The sequence below is a fragment of the Nonomuraea sp. NPDC004186 genome, assembly GCF_053603495.1.
The window spans coordinates 46,825-63,913 of record NZ_JBSGFQ010000077.1 but is presented as its reverse complement, the minus strand read 5'-3'; the positions used below and the strand labels follow the sequence as shown (position 1 = coordinate 63,913).

Sequence of the window (17,089 nt, the reverse complement as noted above, 5' to 3'; positions counted from 1 at the left end):
TGGAGCCAGAGTCCGGCGAGTTTCTGTCCATGCTCACCGAGGAGGAGGTCGCGGCCCTGCGCGCGGCCGGTCGCCCGCGACGCTGGGATCGCGGCTCCCCGGGGACGCCGATGGGCGCGGGCGAGCCGGAGCGGTCGAGCACCCGTACCGTGGTGTTCGCCAGCGGCCGCCCGATGCTCACGCGGTCGGGGGAGGGCGGCACCTCCCAGGCGGTGGACCAGATCGTGGTCTCGGTCGGCCCGTACATGTTGAGCAGCCGCCCCACCCGCCTGCGCAGCCGCCTGGCCAGCGCGAGCGGCAACGCCTCGCCCCCGGCCAGCGCCACCAGCCCCGACGGGTCCAGCCCGGCGGACAGCAGCATGCTCCACCCCGACGGCGTGGCCTGCACGTGGGTGACCCCTGACGCGCCGATCAGCCGGGCCAGCGCCACCCCGTCGCGCACGGCGTCGTCGCCGGCCAGCACCAGCCGCCCGCCCGTCACCAGCGGCAGGTACAGCTCCAGCCCGGCGATGTCGAACGACAGCGCCGTGCTGCCCAGCCACACGTCCTCCGGGCGGGAGCCGAGCAGCCGCTCCATCCCGGCCAGCAGGTTGACCAGCGCGGAGTGCGGCACCGCCACCCCCTTGGGCGTGCCGGTGGAGCCCGAGGTGTGCAGCACGTACGCGGGGGCACCGGCCGCCGCCTGTGATGTGGCGAAGGACGCCTCCGGCGCGGGCTCGATCCGTTCGACGTGCTCGGGCAGGGGTGCCGACGGGCCGGCCAGCGCGACCCGCACGCCCGCCTGGGCGAGCATGGCCGCGACGCGCCCGGCGGGCAGCGCCGGGTCCACCGGCAGGTACGCGGCCCCCGCCATCATGACGCCCAGCAGCGTCCCCGGCAGCTCGGCCGAGCGCGGCAGGCACACCGCCACCACGGACCCCGGCCCCGCCCCGCGCGCACGCAGCCCCGCCGCGACCAGCCGGGCCCGGGCGGCCACCTCGGCATAGGTGCGGGCCTCCCCGGAGCACTCCACCGCCACGACGTCCGGCCGCAGCTCCGCCTGCCGCAGGAACAGGTCCACGACCGTGCCGGACGGGACATCGGCCGCGGTGTCGTTCCAGGAGTCCAGCAGCCGGCGTTCCTCGGGCGGCAGCACCTCCAGCTCGGACACCCGCTCGCCGGGACTGCGGACGACCGAGCCCAGCAGCGCGAGGAACCGCGCCGCCAGCCGCTCCACCGTACCCGGCGAGAACAGCTCGGCGCTGTAGACGAACGCGCCGCGCAGCCCGCCGCCGTCCGGCCACAGGTCCACGCGCAGGTCCACCATGGCGGGCGGCGTCCCGTGCGGGAACGGTTCGCTCGTCAGCCCGGCGAACGTGGCGGCCTCGCCGTACCCGACCGCCGCGTTGTGCAGCCCGAACATGGTCTGGAAGAGCGGCGTGCGGCTGAGGTCGCGTTCGATGTCGAGTGCCGACAGCACCCGCTCGACGGGCGTCTCGCCGTGCGCCATCGCCTCCAGCACGGTCCGGCGGGTGCGCCGCAGCAGCTCCGTGAACGCCGGATCGCCCGACAGGTCGCCCCGCAGCACCAGCGTCGAGGCGAACAGCCCGACCATCGGCTCCAGCTCCGGCCGGCTCCGCCCGGCCGTGGGCGTGCCGACCACGATGTCGTCCTGCCCGGTGTGGCGGGCCAGCAGCGCCTGGTACGCGGCCAGCAGCACCATGAACAGCGTGCACCGCTCCGCCCGGGCGAGCCGCGCCAGCGAGCCGACCAGCGCGGGGTCGAGGTCGAACCAGGTCTCCCCGCCCGCGCTGCCCCGCCGGGCCGGGCGCGGCCGGTCCGCCGGCAGGTCCAGCGGCGCGGCCCCGTCGAGCCTGGCCGTCCAGTGGTCCACGTCCGCGTCGGCCTCGCGCTGCGCGTCGGCGTACTCGGCGTAGGTCGTCGCCAGCTCCGGCAGCCCGGCCGGGGTGCCGTCCAGGCGGGCCGCGTAGCACCTGGCCAGGTCGTCCATGAGCACGTTCAGCGACCAGCCGTCGCCGATGATGTGGTGCAGCACGACGCACAGAACGTGGTCGCCGGGGGAGAGCCGGACCAGCGTGACGCGCAGGGGCGGCGCGGAGCCCAGCTCGAAGGGGGTGTTCGCGCGCTCTTCGAGCAGCCGCGCGGCCTGCTCGGGTGTGTCGAGGTCGACGCGCTCGACCGGTACGGGGCCCGGCGGCTCCACGATCGCGACCGGCTGTCCGTCGTGGTCGGGGAAGCGGGTGCGCAGCGACTCGTGCCGTGCCACCACGTCGCCGAACGCGCCGGTCAGGGCGTCGGCGTCGAGCGGGCCGGAGATCCGCCGCACGACGGCCACCCGGTAGGCCGGGTCGGCCGGGTCGAGCCGGTGCAGGAACCAGAGCCGTTCCTGGCCGAGGGAGATCATGCGCGCAGCTCGCTGACCGCCGCCGCCACCCCGGCGACCGTCGGATCGTCGAGGAACACGTCGAACGGCACCTCGACGCCGAGCCGTTTCCTGATCCGGGCGCCGATCTGGGTGATGGTCAGCGAGTGGCCGCCGAGGTCGTACAGGTCCTCGTCGGGGGCGAGCTCCTCGATCCGCAGGACCTCCATCCAGATCTGGCGTACCTGCTCGACCAGCTCGCCGTCCACCGCCTCCGCCGCGGCGCCCGGTACGGGGGTCTCGACCGGCCCGGGAGCCGGCACCGGCGTGACGGCGGGCAGGGGCAGGTCGGCGAGCCGGAGGCCGGGGTCGGCGGCGAGCACGGCCCGCAGGTGCTCCCCGGCCCGCTCGACGTGCTCGCGCCCGATGACGTCGGGGCTGTGGTGCAGGGTGAGCCGGAGCCCGTCGTCGCCGTCCACGGCCTGCAGGTGCAGGACGTTCCTGACCATGTGGTTGGACATCTTCCACTCGGCCACCACGCCCAGCCCCGGGAAGACCACGTCGGCCGCGCGCCGCCGGAAGCTGATCGACACCGGCGCCAGCGCGGGGCGCGGCCGGATGCCGCCCGCCGCCCTGGCCGCGGGGATGTCGCGGAAGCGGTTCAGCTCGCGCAGCCGCGCCCGCAGGTCGTGGGCCAGCTCCGCGAGGGTGGTGTCCGGCGTGGGCGCGGAGTAGAGAGGTAACTCGGTGGCGAACAGGCCGATGTGCTCCCTGGTCTCCGGCCGCCGGGTGGACATGGCGACCGCGACCGCCGGCTCGGCGTTGCCGTACCGGAAGAGCAGGGCGTGCACGGCCGCCAGGAACAGCTCGAACCGCGTGACCCCGACCCCCTCCCATCCGGACATCTCGCCCGTCAGGTCGAGCAGGACCGTCTCGCCGCGGCCGGTCGTCCGCGCGGTCCCGGCCATCCCGTCGATGACCACCGTCGGCCGGTCGCGCCAGTGCTCGTGCCAGTACGCCGTGGCCTCGGGCGGGATCGTGGCGGCGGCCCCGTACGGCATGGGCAGCGGCGGCAGGGGCCCGCCCGAGTACGCCGCCGCCAGGTCACGCACCAGCAGGTCCTTCGACATGCCGTCGAACACCAGGTGGTGCCCCACGAACAGCAGCAGATGCCGCGACGGCCCCACCTCCGCCAGCGTGAACCGCGCCAGCGGCCCCCGCCCCAGGTCGAACGGCCGCGCGATCTCCTCGCGCAGCAGGTCGTCCGCGTCTGCCGCCCCGGCGAACGCGACCGGCGGCCGGTCGGCGGCGGGCACCAGGTGCAGCTCCCCGTCGCGGTCCTCGAACGCGCACCCCAGCACCGGGTGGCGGGCGAGCACCGACTCGCACGCCTTCAGCATCGCCCCCCGGTCCAGCGGGCCGTCGAACCACAGGGCGAACGGCATGTGGTACGCCGTGCCGCCGCCGTGCATCATCTCGGTGATCCACATGCCGTGCTGGGCCTGCGATGCCAGGACCATCGTCACTCCTCTGCCATACGGCGCAGTTCCCGCTTGATGACCTTGCCCGCGGCGTTCCTGGGCAGGGCGTCCAGGGTGAGCAGCACCGTGGGCAGCTCGTGCCCGGCCAGCCGGGTGCTCAGGAAGGCCCGCACGTCGCTGAGCGCCAGCGGTCCGGTGGCCACCACCGCGGCGGCCACCGCCGTGCCCATCACCGGGTGCGGCACCCCGAACACCGACGCGTCCGCCACCGCCGGGTGCTCGTGCAGCGCCGACTCGACCTGGATCGTCGAGACCTTGAACGCGCCCGACTTGATCACGTCGCTCTCCCGGTCGACGAGGTACAGGTAGCCCTCGTCGTCGAGGCGGCCGAGGTCGCCCATGCGCACCCAGCCGTCCTGGAACGCGTCCTCCCGGACGGCGCCGTTGCTCGTCCGGTCGTAGTAGGCGCGGGGATGGGCGGCGGCGCGCAGCCACACCTCGCCCGTCTCGCCGGGCGCCACGGGGGTGCCGTCCGCGTTCGCGATCCTGAGCTCGGAGCCGCCCGCCGCGCGGCCGAGCGAGCCGGGCCGGTCCGCGTCGTAGATCATGATGGTCTGCGCCGGGGCGGCCTCGGTGGAGGTGTAGTAGTTCGCGACGGTCGCGTTGGGGAACGCGGCGGTCAGGCCGGCGGCGATCGACGGGGGCAGCGCGGCGGCGGCCGAGCCGAGCAGCAGCACGCTGGACAGGTCGTGGCGGTCCTGCACGCGGGCGTTGAGGAGCTCGGCGGCCATCGCGGGGACGACGAAGACGGTGCCGGCCGCGTACTCCTCGATCAGGGCGGCGAAGCGGGCCGGGGTGAAGAGCGGGAGCGTCACCACCGCAGGGGCGGCGGTGAGGGCGTGGAGCAGCATCACCTGGCCGGCGTTCGTGCCGATGGGGAAGGCGTGCACCAGATGCCGGGAATGGGTGAACGGGCGGCGTTTGGGGTGGACGGGCGGGGAGGTCAGGTTCGCGTGGGTGGCGGCGACACCCTTGGGCCTGCCCGTCGTGCCGGAGGTGTAGAGGATCTGGGCGAGCGAGAGCGGATCCGGGGCCGCCGGCTCCTCGCGGACGGCCGGTCCTGACAAGAGCTCTTTGAAGGGGACGGCCTGCTTGGGTGGGAGCGCCGTGTCCCCGCCGCCGTGGACGACCGTCGTCGCCCCGCAGTCCTCGATCATGTACGCCAGCTCCGGCGGGGCGAGCCGGTCCGAGAGCGGCACCGCCACGCCGCCCGCCTTCAGCACGGCCATCCAGCTCACCGCGTAGTCCAGCCACTCGCGGGCGCCGAAGACCAGCGCGACCCGATCGCCCTTGAGCGGTCCTGGGAGCGCGCGGGCGGCGGCGGTGGAGCGCTCGTCCCACTCCGCCAGGGTCAGGCTGCCCTGGCCGGCGACGATCAGCGCGGTGTGGTCGGGATCGGTGGCGGCTCGGGACGTCAGGAGATCGGGCACTGGAAGGGCCGACGGAACCACCCCCAGAATTTTTTTCGTCGTGCCGCTTGACGCTAGAAAAAATGCACACATGCGTCAAGCCCTTACCTATAGGCGCTTGCCGACGTCTGGCACCGCGTGACACACTCGCCCCGGATTCCCCGACGAGGGAGGGTTCACCAGGTGCTGATGGATGGGGAGCTTCGCGAACGGCTCGCCGACATGATCGCCAAGGCCGCCGACGGGGCGGTCGATCCGGCCGAGGTGCTGTCCGGGCAGACCCGGCTGAGCGATCTCGGCGTCACTTCCCTGGCCTACTTACGACTGATCGACGCGGTGGAGGCCGAGTTCGGGGTGGAGCTCGACCCCACGGCCATCGACAGCCTGGACGCGCTGGTGGACTACGTCCGGCTCCATGGCTGACCCCGGTGAGGTGCCGGCCAGGGACGGGCCGCTGACCTGGGGGCAACAGGACATCTGGCGGGCGGTCGTCGCCGCCGCGCCGCAGGAGCGCTACCTCAACATCGCCCGGGTCTTCGCCGCGCCCAAACGTCCGGTGAGCGTGGAGCGCGCCGCGCTGGCCCTCGAACGGCTGGTCGCCCGGCACGAGTCGCTCCGCACCCGCCTCACGGGGCCGTGCGACGCACCGCTCCAGCGGGTCTGGCCGTCCGCGTGTCCCCCGTACGAGGTGGTCGAGACGGGGCCGACCGAGCCAGGGCCGACCGAGTCGGGGCCGGTCGGGTCGGGGCCGGTCGGGTCGGTTCGGGTCGAGGAAGTGAGCCCGGTTCCTGTCGAGGAAGTGAGCTCGGTCCTGGCCGAGGAGGTGGGCGAGCGGCTGGCGGCCGAGCCGTTCGCGTACTGGGAGGAGTGGCCGCTGCGGGTGGCGTTCGTGGTGGCCGGGGGATATGTCCGGCACATCGTCCTGGTCCTCTGCCATCTCGCCGCCGACGGCCACGCGGCCGAAATCGTGGTCAAGGACTTCCGCCTGCTCCTGCTCCGGGACTCCCTGCCGCCCCTGCGCAGCGCCACGCCTGGGGAGCTCGCCGCCTGGCAGCACTCGCCCGAGGGGCAGCGGGTGTCGGGGGAGGCGATCGGGTTCTGGCTGGAGGAGTACGCCCGGATGGACCCCGTGCCGTCGTCCTCGCACGTACCGGGGGAGCCGCGTTTCGTGGAGGCCACGATGCGCTCGCCCGCGCTGGCCGCCGCCGCGCAGGAGGTCGCCGCCCGCAACCGGGTCAGCTCCTCGACGGTGCTGCTCGCGGGGGCGATGCGGGTGGCCGGAGGGCTGACCGGGCAGCGGTTCTGCGGGATGCGGGTGATCGTGAACAACCGCTTCGCGGCCGGGCGGCGCGACGTGGTGTCCACGGTCTCGCAGGAGGCGCTGGTGGTGCTGGACCTGCGTACGGAGTCCTTCGACGCGCTGGTGCGCCAGGCGTGGGGGGCGGCGCTGCGGGCGTACCGGCAGGCGCAGTACGACCCGTACGCGATGGAGGAGGCGGTCAGCCGGGTGGGGCCGGGGATCCGGTCGTTCGGCTGCTTCAACGACCAGCGGCTCGTCCAGGAGGACGGCCAGGTGGCCGCCCTGGAGGGCAAGACCGAGGTGGTCAGGACGGACGCGATGGACCGCAACATCTGCGACTTCCGCCTGCACGTCGGCGGCGAGCCGGGCCGCATGGAGGCCTCCTGCTACGCCGACACCGCCCTGCTGCCCCCGCCGGGCATCGAACAGTACCTGCTGGACCTGGAAGGCCTGATCGTGGAGGCGGCCCGTACATGAGCCTGTACGCGGAGGCGACGTCGTGCGCGCAGGGGGAGGAGCTCCGCTTCCGGCTCCTCGACGCGGGCGGCGGCCCGATCGTGGTGGAGGACGTGCCGTCGGGCCGGGTCGTCATGGAGGACGTCTCCTCCGGCGGCCCCTCCTGGACCCTGAAGGTAGGCGACGACTGGCCCAGCTCCCTCTACCGAGCCATTTACCGCGACACCAGCGCATATTTCGTCGTACGTAGCTCCGTGCCCGCTTCGCCCATCCTCGTGTCGATCCCGTTCCCCACCTGGGAGGCGTACAACCGGCCCGGTGTCCCCGGTGAGGGCCTCTACCAGTCGGAGCAGCCCGACCGCGCCGTCAAGGTCACCTTCGACCGGCCGGGCGCGGGGCCGCAGATCGAGGAGTGGGAGCTCGGCCTGCTCCGCTGGCTCGGCCCGGCGGGCTACACCGTCGACTACTGCTCGGGCCTGGACCTGCACGGCGGCCTCGACCTCCTCTCCCGCTACCGGCTCCTGGTCATCAACGGCCATGACGAGTACTGGTCGTGGGAGATGCGGGACGCGGCGGAGGCATTTGCCCGCCGTGGCGGAAATATCGCCATATTCTCCGGCAACACCTGCTGGTGGCAGGTCCGCTTCGAGGACAACCTCCGTACCATGGTCTGCTATCGCGACGCCACCGCCGACCCCATGGCCGCCACCGACCCCGGCAGGGTCACGGTCGAGTGGCCGAGCGACCCCGTCAACCGGCCCGAGAACACCCTCACCGGCCTCTCCTTCAGGAACGGCGCCGGCTGCTGGGTGGACTCGCGCGTCATGTCTCAGGAGTCCTACACCGCCAGATTCGCCGGCCACTGGGTCTTCGAGGGAACGGGGCTCGCGGACGGTGACACGTTCGGGAGAGGCGCGATCGGCTACGAGACGGACGCGGCCGACCTGGAATGGGTGGCCGGCGTCCCCCGGGCGACCGGTCGTGACGGCACGCCCCCGTCCTTCGTCGTCCTCGCCACGGCCGACCTGTCCCACTGGCGCCGCTACGGCAAGGGCGGGGCCGCCACGATGGGCCTCCACCGCCTCGGGTCGGGCACCGTCTTCAACGCCGGCACCATCAACTGGGGCAACACCGTCGACGACCCGACCCTGGCCACCATCACCCGCAACATCCTCAACCGCCTCTCCCACCCACCCACCACCCCCACCTGGGACCCCATCGGCCCCACCCCGCCGGTGGCCATCGCGGCCGCTTCGCCACCCTCGGCTCCTGCTCCACCTGCGGCCCTCGCCGACGCGCCGCCGGAGCGGGCGTCGGCCCTCGCGTCGCGGGCGGCCGGGGCCCTGTCGCCTCTCGCGGCGGTCAAAGCCGCGCCGTCGGCCTCCGACGTCGGCGCGTCGCCGTCCGATGAGGTCGCCCTGTCGGCGGCCGTCGAGCCGGGCGGTGCCGCAGCCGTGCCACCGTCCAGCGCGGCGGTCGAGCCGGGCAGTGCCGCAGTCGTACTGGCGCTCGTTTGCTGTGAGAACCGCCTCTACGCCGCGTGCCCGGACGGAACGCTCGCCGTTAGGGACGTATGCGGCCAGAACCTCCCGTGGCAGACGATCGACGCGACCGACGCGATCGCGCTCGCCGCACCCCGGGAGGCGCACGGCGGCCCGCCCGCCGGGCTGTACGGGGTCGCCCCCGACGGCACCATCCGTTACCGCGACCCCGTGCCGGCCCCGAAGCCGTGGCGGGACGTCAGCCGGGCGCCAGAGGGCACCATCGCCCTGGCCGTCGTGGACGAAGGGCTGTTCGCCGTCACCTCCGGGGACGAGCTGTGGCACCTGCCGATCAGGCGGCTCGGCGTCCACGACTGGAGGAGCGTCGGCCCGGCCGCCGGCGCGGTGAGCCTGACCGCGATGAACGGCCGGCTGTTCGCCGTCTCGGCCGACCGGATCCTCGTGCGGACGGCCGAGCGGCATGAGGCCGGTTGGAGCGACCTGGGCCCCGCCGAAGGGCACACCGTCCTGGCCGCCACCGCAGGACGGCTCATCGGCGCAGCACCCGACGGCGCCCTCCGCTGGCGGTCGCTGTCGTAGAGCAGGCGCCGACCACCGTCGCCAAGCCTGTCGACGAGCGGCCGCTCTGCGGAACGGGCACCCTGGTCGCCAGGGTTCACTGCCGGCACCCGGTCGTGCCGGCCGACGTGGCCGCCACCCTCGACATCGTCTCCAGGCCGGCTGGAGCGAGGAGGAGTCCGCCAAGCTCAGTCGTACAGCCAGGAGGCCAGGAGACGGCTGAGTCTTGGCATGACGATCCAGGTCATGAGTGCGGTGAGGACGGGCAGGAGCAGCGCGAACCGCAGCGGTGGTGTGAGGGGGGACAGGAGCGGTTCGGCGATGGTGGTGATGGTGAGCAGCAGGATGTAGAGGGCCGTGAGGGTGATGAGCCAGGTCTTCCAGCGGGCGGGCGGGCGTACGACCTGGCCGTCGGTGGGTGCGAACCAGCCGTCGAGGCCGGTCAGGTCGCGTTCGAGGGGTGGCGAGTCGACCAGGTCGGCCGACTCGGCGATCAGGGCGGCGCGGTCGGGTGAGGATCTCCAGGCGGCCAGTTGCTCGGCATCGGCGAAGCGGTAGACGATCGCGTACTCGCCGCCTCCCTCGGACGGGGGGATGACCGTCATGCCCTGGCTGCCGTGCGCGGCGGCCAAGGAGCGGACGCGTTCGAGGAAGGCCTCGAACTCCTGCTCTCTGCCCGCCCGCACCCGTCGGGTGACCAGGACGATCATGGCAGCAGGTCGGTGACCAGGGTGACGGCCTCGTGCAGCTCGCGCCGATCCTGGAGGCGGCTGAAGTGGACGCCATCGGGGGTGACCAGGGCCTTGGCGCCCAGGTGTTCGGCGAACAGCCGCACATGCTCGAGGGGGTCGGGCGTGAGCACCGGGTCGTCGATGGCGACCAGCACCCGGAACTGCCCGGCGGCGCGCCGGATGCGGTCCCAGCCGAAGCCATCCTGGAAGAACGGGGCGAGCTGGTCGTAGCCGACCTCGTGGGCCATGGAGGCGACCAGCACGACTCCGGCGTAGGGGCCCTCGCGGCCGACGTCGTGCTGCTGTAGCAGGCGGAGCAGGTTGACGCCGCCCAAGCTGTGCCCGACCAGGACGGTGTCGCGGGGGTCGTTCACCTCGGCGGTCACGGCCTTGAGCCAGGGTTCGGGCTGTGGCGCCTGAGGGTCGGGCATCTGCGGGACCCGCACGTCGTGGGGGCTCAGTTCGGCGGCCAGGTGGTCGTACCACGCCTGGTCGGGGGAGCTGGCGTATTCGTGCGAGATAACGACACGGCTCATGGGGTTCCAATCGAATCGCTACGTTTCGTTTCGATTGAAAAATAGGCTACGGTGATCTACATGTCAACCGAGCGCAGGGGCGGGCGCACCCGCAGCCCCGAGGCCCACCAGGCGGTACTGACCGCCGCCGCCGAACTGCTGGAGGAGCACGGCTACCAGACCCTGACCATCGAGAAGATCGCCGCGCGTTCCGGGGTCGCCAAAAGCACCATCTACCGGTGGTGGCGCTCCCGGCCCGAGCTGGTGATGGAGGCCTATACCCAGATCGTCGACCGGCGGATGCCCGAGCCCGACACCGGATCGGTGCAGAGCGATCTCACCGTTTTCGTCACCGAGCTCTATCGGGTGGTGAAGCATCCACTGCGCGTCCGCACGCTGCGCGGGCTGATGGCCGAAGCCCAACTCGACGAGGACTTCCGCGAACCGTTCCGCGCCTGGGTGAACAGCCGCCGCGCGATCGTGGCCCACCTCCTGGAACGCGGCATCGAACGCGGCGAACTCGACCCCGGCCTGGACATCGGCCACGCGACGGACCTGATCTTCGGACCGTTCTGGTACCGGCTGCTCGTGGAACACGAACCACTCGATCCCACCGACGCGGCGGCCCACGTGACCCGACTGATCAGGGGACTCGGACGAACACAAGGGTCAGAGGTTGAATGACGAGGTCAGCTTGCTCCAGCGCGGGTGCCGGGGACCAGCGGCCGGCCGCCTCGCTACGGCGCCGAGTTCGTCTTCGGTGATCGAGGGCGCCATGGTCCGCTTGGCGGTGGACCACTTGCCCGGCGGAGCGATCCCCGCCTAAGGGCGGTCGCTCTCGTAGGCCAGCCACTGCGCGAACGTGTGCAGCCCGTAGTCCGGCGTCACACCCTCCCGCCACCCCAGCTCGACCTCCGCCCGCTCGACGTTCACCAGCGGCCCGGGCGGCTCGTCGGACGTCTCGACGTCCATCGGTCGCACCGCCTTGGACACCGCCTCGGCCAGCTCGCCCATGCGCAGCCGCTTCCGGCCGGCGATGTTGTACACGCGCCCCGCAACCCCCCGTTCCAGCGCGGCCAGCACCGCCCCGGCGACGTCCTGTACGTGCACCAGCTGCACCGGACGTCCGGAGACAGGCGCGGGACGGTTGAGCGACGACCGCAGCACCAGGTCCGCCAGCGGCCCGCCCTGCGGCATGCCGGGCCCGTACGGCTCGCCCAGCCGCAGCACCACCGCTCCCGGCGCGGCCGCCTCCACCTGCAGCAGGGCCCGCGACAACGGCGTGGCGGCGGGCGACGCGGGTGTCTCCTCGTCCACCCACTTCCGCTGCGGGTAGACGTGGACCGAGCTGAGCAGCACCCCGCTCCGCCCGCCCGCGAAGGCCGCCCGCGCGAGCCGCAGCTCCTCCTCCGGGTCGGCGTCGGGGGACCAACCGAGGGCGCACACGTGCACCACCGGCACGCCGGAGTCGCCGGCGGCGAGACGGAGGCCCCGGTCGGCGAGCGCGTGCGCCAGGTGCTCCCGGACGAACGTCTCGGCACCGCTCACGGCCACCGTCGCAGACGGTCCCAGGGCCGCGATCAAGGGCACAGGGGACGGCGGGGTCACGACGCGCGGCGGGCGATCCGTCAGGGACGGCGACGGTACGGCGCGAGGCGGGCGGTCCGCCGGGCCCGTTCCCAGGCTCGCCTCCGGGCCCTGCCGCGCCGCGTCGTGCAGGCCCGCCTCCAGGCCCGCCCGCGCCACCTCGTGCAGCTCCGCCGACAGCCGCCCCAGCTCCCGCCCCGAGAGCTCGTGGCACAACCCGCCCGGCCCCATCGTGGCCAGCGCCTCGTCCACGACCCGAGCGTCCCCCAGCCCGCGACCTCCGTCCACGACCCGAGCGTCTCCCAGCTCACGGCCCCGATGCACGACCCCCATCGTGTACGCCGTCAGCCACAGCGCCCCATGCGCCCCCGCGCCCGCCCGCGCCACCAGCGCGCCCGCGTCGATCCCCAGGCCGGCCAGATAGTCCTCGCACCGCAGGTCCCGCCACCGCCCCGACCCCGGCACCCGTACGGCGCACTGCGCGACACCCCGCTTGAAGAACGGGATCACCGGCAGATCGTCCAGCACGGCGTCCTCGCCCAGCCCCGCCAGCGGGTCGTCGGTGAAGAAGCACGGCGAGCGGCGCACCCCCTGGAAGTCGTTGTCCACCAGGCTCGCCAGGTCCTCGTGCTCGGCCAGGCTGGGCACCGCCACGAACACCGGCACCCCGGCCTGCCGCAGGTACCGCCCCATGAGCACGTCGTCGGGCCACGTGTCGCCCCGGCCCGCGGCCCACTCCACGTACCCCTCGGCGACCTCCTTGGGCAGCAGCAGGGCGGCCACCGGCGTGTACTCGCCCGCCCCCGCCACCCACCGCGCCCCGGCCAGCGCCCCCTGGCGTACGGCGGCGCCGTTGCGCGAGTTCCAGAACGCGAACAGGGCGAGCGCGGCGTGCGGCATGGCGCGGGCGGCGCGCTCGGCCCGTTGGAAGAACGTGCTGGAGAGCACCATGTCGTCGTGCAGGAGGAAGTGGTGGGTGGAGTCGCCGGGAATGCTCGACCACGCCAGCAGCGAGGTGCGGAACGCCGAGGGCCGGCCGCCCGGATCGGGGTCGGTGACGACGTCGAGCACGTCCCCGGCCAGCCGCGCGGCCGCCTCCCTGCGCTGGGGATGCGCCATGACGGCCCCGCTCAGCCGCACGTTCCGATTCACGTCCCCAGGCATGCGCCAACCGTGAGCTCGCCCGACTCGACGAGGTCCAGGGCGTCGCGCCGGTCGCCGCCCTCCCACCGCACGTCGCGTACCACCAGCAGCCCCGACCCGCAGGCCACCAGCACGCCGCCGGTCCCGGTCGACCACACGGGAGCGAGCACGGTCCCGGCCGGTTCCGTGCCGCTCAGCTCGATGAGGTCTGCCCCAATGAGATCCGCGCTGTGGACGTACAGCCGCCGCCCGGAGACGGACGTGAACGCCCCCGGATAGGGCGGGGCCAGCGCGCGTACCCAGTCGTAGAGGTCGGAGGCGGGCCGGGACCAGTCGATCAGCCCGTCCTCGGGCCGCCGCTTCTCCCACCACGACCCGCCGGGCCCCTGCGGGCGCGCCACCACGCGGCCCTCCAGCAGCAGCGGGATGTACGTCGCCAGCAGGTCCACGTTGATCTCGGTGACCTTGCGGTAGACGGCGCCGACGTCGTCGCGCCGGCTGACCGTGAACTCCCGCTGGGCGATCAGGTCCCCGGTGTCGGCCCCCTCGTCCAGGAAGAACAGGCTGACCGCGCTCGTCTCCAGCCGCTTGATGATCGTCCACGGCAGCGCGGCCCGCCCCCGCCCCTCGGGCAGCCGCGTGGGATGCAGCCCGATGGACCCCAGGGGGCACGCCGACAGCAGAGGCTCGCGCACCAGCTGCGACCATCCCGCGATCACGAACAGGTCCATGTCCTTGACCAGCTCGTACGCCTGCCCGTCGTTGATGTCGGCCGTCTCCAGCAGCGGGATGCCGTGCTTCTCGGACGCCTCCCGCAGCGGCGCGAACCCGGAGCGGTGCTGCAGCGCGGGCGGGTAGCCGATCAGCAGCGACGGCGGGGTGCCCTGCGCCACCAGCACGTCCACCGCCGGCGCGGCGAACTCCATCCCGGTGGCGAACGCGAACGTCTTCACAGGACCTCCCTCAGCACCCCGAACGCCTCAGCGCGGGTGACGCCGATCTCCGCTCCGCGTAACGTGGCCAGCGCCGTCACCGAATCCTCGCTCCTGATGTGCGGTGAGGGCCGGTGCTGGCTCTCGTACGCCCGCAATGCCGCAAGCTTCGCGCCCATATAGGCGGATATATCGCAGTAAGCCGTCGAGCGGGGCATCGGCTCGGACGCCCACTGGATCTTCGACATCTCGTACATGAAGACGTTCGGCACCAGCCACTTGCCGAACTGCTGCGCGATCGGCCGGGCGGCGGCGAACCCGGCGTCGAAGACCGCGCAGTGGTCCTGGTCGTAGTCGGCGAAGCTGGGCAGGAGCAGCAGGTCGGGCCGCCGCTCGTTCAGGGCGTGCTCGAACAGGTCCACCAGCTCCCGGCGCGGCAGCGTGTCGAGCCGCTCGGTCAGCCCGCGGTCCCCGTACGCGATCTCGAAGGTGAAGCCGAGCAGGCCCCGCACGGCCTCGATCTCGTCCAGCCGCTGCCGGTAGGTCGTGGCGCCGGCCAGCCCGTAGTGGCGCATGCCGTCCACCGCCAGATACAGGACGTGCACCTCGGCACCGAGCTCGGCCTGCGCGGCCATCAGGCCGGCACAGCCCAGGACCTCGTCGTCGGCGTGGGGGGAGATCACCAGGACGCGGTCAAAGCGGCGCATTCACTGCCCTTCGGTCCTCGCGGGCGCGATAGTAGTCGGCGGTGGCCATGATGAGCTCGTCGAGGGTGACGCGGGGCCGCCAGCCCAGGTCGGTGGCCGTCCTGAGCGCCGGGATCTTGTGGAAGGACTCCGCCTCGGCGTAGTGCGGCCCGTGCACGGTCCGGCCGTCCACGCCGACGATGGGGGAGGGGCTGCCGAGCAGGGCCTTGACGCGTTCGGCGAGCTCCATGACGGTGACGGCGTTGGCCGGGTTGCCGACGTTGATGATGACGTCGTCGCCGTCCAGCGCCGCGTCCATGAAGCCGATGAGGAACGCCGTCAGGTCACTGGCCGCGATGAACGCCCTGACCTGCTCCCCGCCCGCGAACACCGTGATCGGCCGCCCGGCCAGGGCCTGCTGCACGAACGTGGGCATCACGAACCCGCCCGCCCGCGACTGCCGCGCGCCCGCCACGTTGAAGGGCCGGATGACGATGCCGCGTAACCCGTGCCGCCGGCTGTTGCAGACCATGGCCTCGGCCAGCGTCTTGGCGATGGCGTACTCGATGCGCGTGTTGTACTGGGTCGGCACGACGATGTCGTCCTTCTCGTCGAGCACGCCGCTGCGCCCGTACACCTCGGCCGAGCTGAACATGCACAGCGGCACCCCGGCGGCGGCGCACGCCTCGATGACCGGCGCGGTGCTGCCGATGATGTCGTGCCCGAGCCGCCCCGACCGCGACAGGATGCTGGCCGGGCCCACGTAGGAGGCGGCGTGGATGACGCGGTCCACGCCCGCGAAGTCGCCGCCGGAGGCCAGGTGGTCCTCCACGCGCTGCCTGATGACCGTGCAGCGCGGGTCGGTGTCGTAGTCCTCGCCGTCCACGACCGCTCCGGCGTTCGAGTCGATGATCCGTACGCGGTGGCCCGCCGCGAGGTAGGCGTCCACCAGATGTGAGCCGATGAATCCGAGACCGCCGGTGATGACTACTTCGCCACCTGGTACTCGCACGGACCCGCCTTTCCCGCTCGAGGAAAACGGTCATACTGGGACCTAGGCGGGATTAAAACAGTTTTCGTCTGTCTTGTCACCCATGGCCACAACTTTTCACCGCGGCGCGTGAACCCCTCCTGACGCGGGTAGCTCCCTATCCTGACCGGGTAGGGAGACCTGGGGAGACACCGCCGATGTCCAGTGAGCTCGACCTCATGCCCGCCGGCTTCGTGCGTGCCATCGAGGAGATGGCGCTGGTGGACCACCACGTGCACGGCGTCACGCCCCACGACCTGTCGCGCCGGGCGTTCGAGGAGCTGATCACCGAGTCCGACCGGCCGGTGCCGTCGTGGATGACCCCGTTCGACTCCCAGGTCGGCCACGCCATCCTGCGGCACTGCGCGCCGGTGCTCGGCCTCGACCCGTTCTGCACGCCGGAGGAGTACCTGGCCAGGCGCGCCCGGCTCGGCGCCGACGAGACCAACCGGCTGCTGCTGGGCGCGAGCGGCATCGGGCACTTCCTGGTCGAGACCGGCTACCGGGGCGAGGAGCTGCTCGGGCCCTCCGGCATGGCGGAGGTCACCGGCGTGCCGGCCGACGAGGTGGTGCGGCTGGAGGCCGTGGCCGAGCAGGTGGCCGCCGGCGGGTGCGGGGCGGGCGCGTTCGCCGACCGGTTCGCCGAGGCGCTGTGGGAGCGCACGCGTACGGCGCGCGGGCTCAAGAGCATCGCCGCCTACCGCTGCGGGCTCGACTTCGACCCCGCGCCGCCCACGCGCGAGGAGGTCACGGAGGCCGCCGGGCGCTGGTTGTCCGCAGGGGGCGGGCGGGTGTCCGATCCCGTGCTGCTGCGCCACCTCATCTGGACGGGGCTGGAGCGGGGCCTGCCGCTGCAGTTCCACATCGGGTTCGGGGACCCGGACGTGGACCTGCGCCGGTCGGACCCGCTGCTGCTGCGCGGGCTCATCGAGCTGGCCGAGCCGACCGGGGTGCCGCTGCTGTTGCTGCACTGCTACCCGTACCAGCGGCAGGCGGGCCTGCTGGCGCACGCGTACCCGAACGTGTTCTTCGACGTGGGGCTGGGCGTGAGCTACACCGGCGCGCGCAGCGTGGCGCTGGTGGCCGAGAGCCTGGAGGTTGCGCCGTTCGCGAAGCTGCTCTTCTCCTCCGACGGCTTCGGCCCGGCCGAGCTGCACTATCTCGGGGCGCTGCTGTGGCGGCGCGCGATGGCGCGGGTGGTCGGCGGGTTCGTGGCCGAGGGGGAGTGGTCGGTGGAGCAGGCGATGCGGGTGGCCTGGATGGTGGGCGCGGAGAACGCCCATCGCGTCTATGACCTCGGAGGGTGAAGGCGAACGATGTTCCGCCCATGTGTGGAC

At 73.0% G+C, this 17,089-nt stretch carries 14 protein-coding genes; 5 read left to right on the top strand and 9 right to left on the bottom strand.

From position 1 onward, the window contains the following. From ACWEPL_RS44095 to ACWEPL_RS44085, 3 genes are all read right to left on the bottom strand, one after another. Positions 1-2,404: non-ribosomal peptide synthetase (locus ACWEPL_RS44095; RefSeq protein WP_452439712.1), on the bottom strand; the 2,404-nt coding region annotated here is incomplete at its 3' end. Beyond that, the gene (locus tag ACWEPL_RS44090; RefSeq protein ID WP_452439711.1) at positions 2,401-3,882 is read right to left on the bottom strand and encodes a condensation domain-containing protein; all 1,482 of its coding nucleotides are present in this window, start codon (positions 3,880-3,882) and stop codon (positions 2,401-2,403) included. The genes ACWEPL_RS44090 and ACWEPL_RS44095, both read right to left, overlap by 4 nt. A 2-nt stretch (positions 3,883-3,884) precedes the next feature. Beyond that, positions 3,885-5,333, bottom strand: coding sequence for a class I adenylate-forming enzyme family protein (locus ACWEPL_RS44085; protein WP_452439710.1), 1,449 nt, complete (start codon positions 5,331-5,333; stop codon positions 3,885-3,887). Positions 5,334-5,501: 168 nt separating this feature from the next. Between ACWEPL_RS44085 and ACWEPL_RS44080 the strand changes: the two genes are divergently transcribed. Genes ACWEPL_RS44080 through ACWEPL_RS44070 form a run of 3 tightly spaced genes read left to right on the top strand, consistent with a single transcriptional unit; the run spans position 5,502 to position 9,149 of the window. Then, on the top strand, positions 5,502-5,735 hold the full coding sequence (locus tag ACWEPL_RS44080) for an acyl carrier protein (RefSeq protein WP_355196023.1): 234 nt from the start codon (positions 5,502-5,504) through the stop codon (positions 5,733-5,735). Next, a complete protein-coding gene (locus tag ACWEPL_RS44075; RefSeq protein ID WP_452439709.1) occupies positions 5,728-7,089 on the top strand; it encodes a hypothetical protein in 1,362 nt (453 codons plus the stop codon). The genes ACWEPL_RS44080 and ACWEPL_RS44075 overlap by 8 nt, the downstream gene beginning before the upstream one ends. Further along, positions 7,086-9,149, top strand: a complete 2,064-nt coding sequence (locus ACWEPL_RS44070) for a N,N-dimethylformamidase beta subunit family domain-containing protein (protein WP_452439708.1) — start codon at positions 7,086-7,088, stop codon at positions 9,147-9,149. The genes ACWEPL_RS44075 and ACWEPL_RS44070 overlap by 4 nt, the downstream gene beginning before the upstream one ends. A gap of 167 nt (positions 9,150-9,316) precedes the next feature. Here ACWEPL_RS44070 and ACWEPL_RS44065 read toward each other — a convergent pair whose 3' ends face one another. Both ACWEPL_RS44065 and ACWEPL_RS44060 read right to left on the bottom strand, forming a co-directional pair. Next, entirely contained in the window at positions 9,317-9,838 is a 522-nt protein-coding gene (locus ACWEPL_RS44065; protein WP_363974230.1) for an antibiotic biosynthesis monooxygenase, read from the bottom strand. Beyond that, complete coding sequence (locus ACWEPL_RS44060) at positions 9,835-10,395, bottom strand: RBBP9/YdeN family alpha/beta hydrolase (protein ID WP_452439707.1); 561 nt, start codon at positions 10,393-10,395, stop codon at positions 9,835-9,837. The genes ACWEPL_RS44065 and ACWEPL_RS44060 overlap by 4 nt, the downstream gene beginning before the upstream one ends. A 60-nt stretch (positions 10,396-10,455) precedes the next feature. On the opposite strand from ACWEPL_RS44060, the gene ACWEPL_RS44055 reads away from it, so the two are divergent. Continuing rightward, positions 10,456-11,058 (top strand): TetR/AcrR family transcriptional regulator, encoded by a 603-nt coding sequence (locus ACWEPL_RS44055; protein ID WP_363974224.1) that lies wholly within the window; start codon positions 10,456-10,458, stop codon positions 11,056-11,058. A 138-nt stretch (positions 11,059-11,196) separates the two neighbouring features. On the opposite strand, the gene ACWEPL_RS44050 is transcribed toward ACWEPL_RS44055, so the two are convergent. The 4 genes from ACWEPL_RS44050 to ACWEPL_RS44035 are packed head-to-tail and all read right to left on the bottom strand — an operon-like array spanning position 11,197 to position 15,734. After that, positions 11,197-13,125, bottom strand: a complete 1,929-nt coding sequence (locus ACWEPL_RS44050; RefSeq protein ID WP_452439706.1) for an NAD-dependent epimerase/dehydratase family protein — start codon at positions 13,123-13,125, stop codon at positions 11,197-11,199. After that, on the bottom strand, positions 13,110-14,057 hold the full coding sequence (locus ACWEPL_RS44045; protein WP_452439704.1) for a methionyl-tRNA formyltransferase: 948 nt from the start codon (positions 14,055-14,057) through the stop codon (positions 13,110-13,112). The genes ACWEPL_RS44050 and ACWEPL_RS44045 overlap by 16 nt, the downstream gene beginning before the upstream one ends. Beyond that, positions 14,054-14,743: a PIG-L deacetylase family protein gene (locus tag ACWEPL_RS44040; RefSeq protein ID WP_452439703.1), complete on the bottom strand. Its 690-nt coding sequence runs from the start codon at positions 14,741-14,743 to the stop codon at positions 14,054-14,056. The genes ACWEPL_RS44045 and ACWEPL_RS44040 overlap by 4 nt, the downstream gene beginning before the upstream one ends. Continuing rightward, on the bottom strand, positions 14,730-15,734 hold the full coding sequence (locus ACWEPL_RS44035) for an NAD-dependent epimerase/dehydratase family protein (RefSeq protein ID WP_363974213.1): 1,005 nt from the start codon (positions 15,732-15,734) through the stop codon (positions 14,730-14,732). The genes ACWEPL_RS44040 and ACWEPL_RS44035 overlap by 14 nt, the downstream gene beginning before the upstream one ends. 176 nt (positions 15,735-15,910) lie before the next feature. On the opposite strand from ACWEPL_RS44035, the gene ACWEPL_RS44030 reads away from it, so the two are divergent. Then, positions 15,911-17,059: an amidohydrolase family protein gene (locus ACWEPL_RS44030; RefSeq protein WP_452439702.1), complete on the top strand. Its 1,149-nt coding sequence runs from the start codon at positions 15,911-15,913 to the stop codon at positions 17,057-17,059. Positions 17,060-17,089 lie beyond the last annotated feature (30 nt).

Coding starts and splice junctions, on each gene's coding strand:
- ACWEPL_RS44090 (WP_452439711.1), bottom strand. CDS start 3,882: ATGGTCCTGGCATCGCAGGCCCAGCACGGCATGTGGATCACCGAGATG.
- ACWEPL_RS44080 (WP_355196023.1), top strand. CDS start 5,502: ATGGATGGGGAGCTTCGCGAACGGCTCGCCGACATGATCGCCAAGGCC.
- ACWEPL_RS44075 (WP_452439709.1), top strand. CDS start 5,728: ATGGCTGACCCCGGTGAGGTGCCGGCCAGGGACGGGCCGCTGACCTGG.
- ACWEPL_RS44070 (WP_452439708.1), top strand. CDS start 7,086: ATGAGCCTGTACGCGGAGGCGACGTCGTGCGCGCAGGGGGAGGAGCTC.
- ACWEPL_RS44065 (WP_363974230.1), bottom strand. CDS start 9,838: ATGATCGTCCTGGTCACCCGACGGGTGCGGGCGGGCAGAGAGCAGGAG.
- ACWEPL_RS44060 (WP_452439707.1), bottom strand. CDS start 10,395: ATGAGCCGTGTCGTTATCTCGCACGAATACGCCAGCTCCCCCGACCAG.
- ACWEPL_RS44055 (WP_363974224.1), top strand. CDS start 10,456: ATGTCAACCGAGCGCAGGGGCGGGCGCACCCGCAGCCCCGAGGCCCAC.
- ACWEPL_RS44050 (WP_452439706.1), bottom strand. CDS start 13,125: ATGCCTGGGGACGTGAATCGGAACGTGCGGCTGAGCGGGGCCGTCATG.
- ACWEPL_RS44040 (WP_452439703.1), bottom strand. CDS start 14,743: ATGCGCCGCTTTGACCGCGTCCTGGTGATCTCCCCCCACGCCGACGAC.
- ACWEPL_RS44030 (WP_452439702.1), top strand. CDS start 15,911: ATGTCCAGTGAGCTCGACCTCATGCCCGCCGGCTTCGTGCGTGCCATC.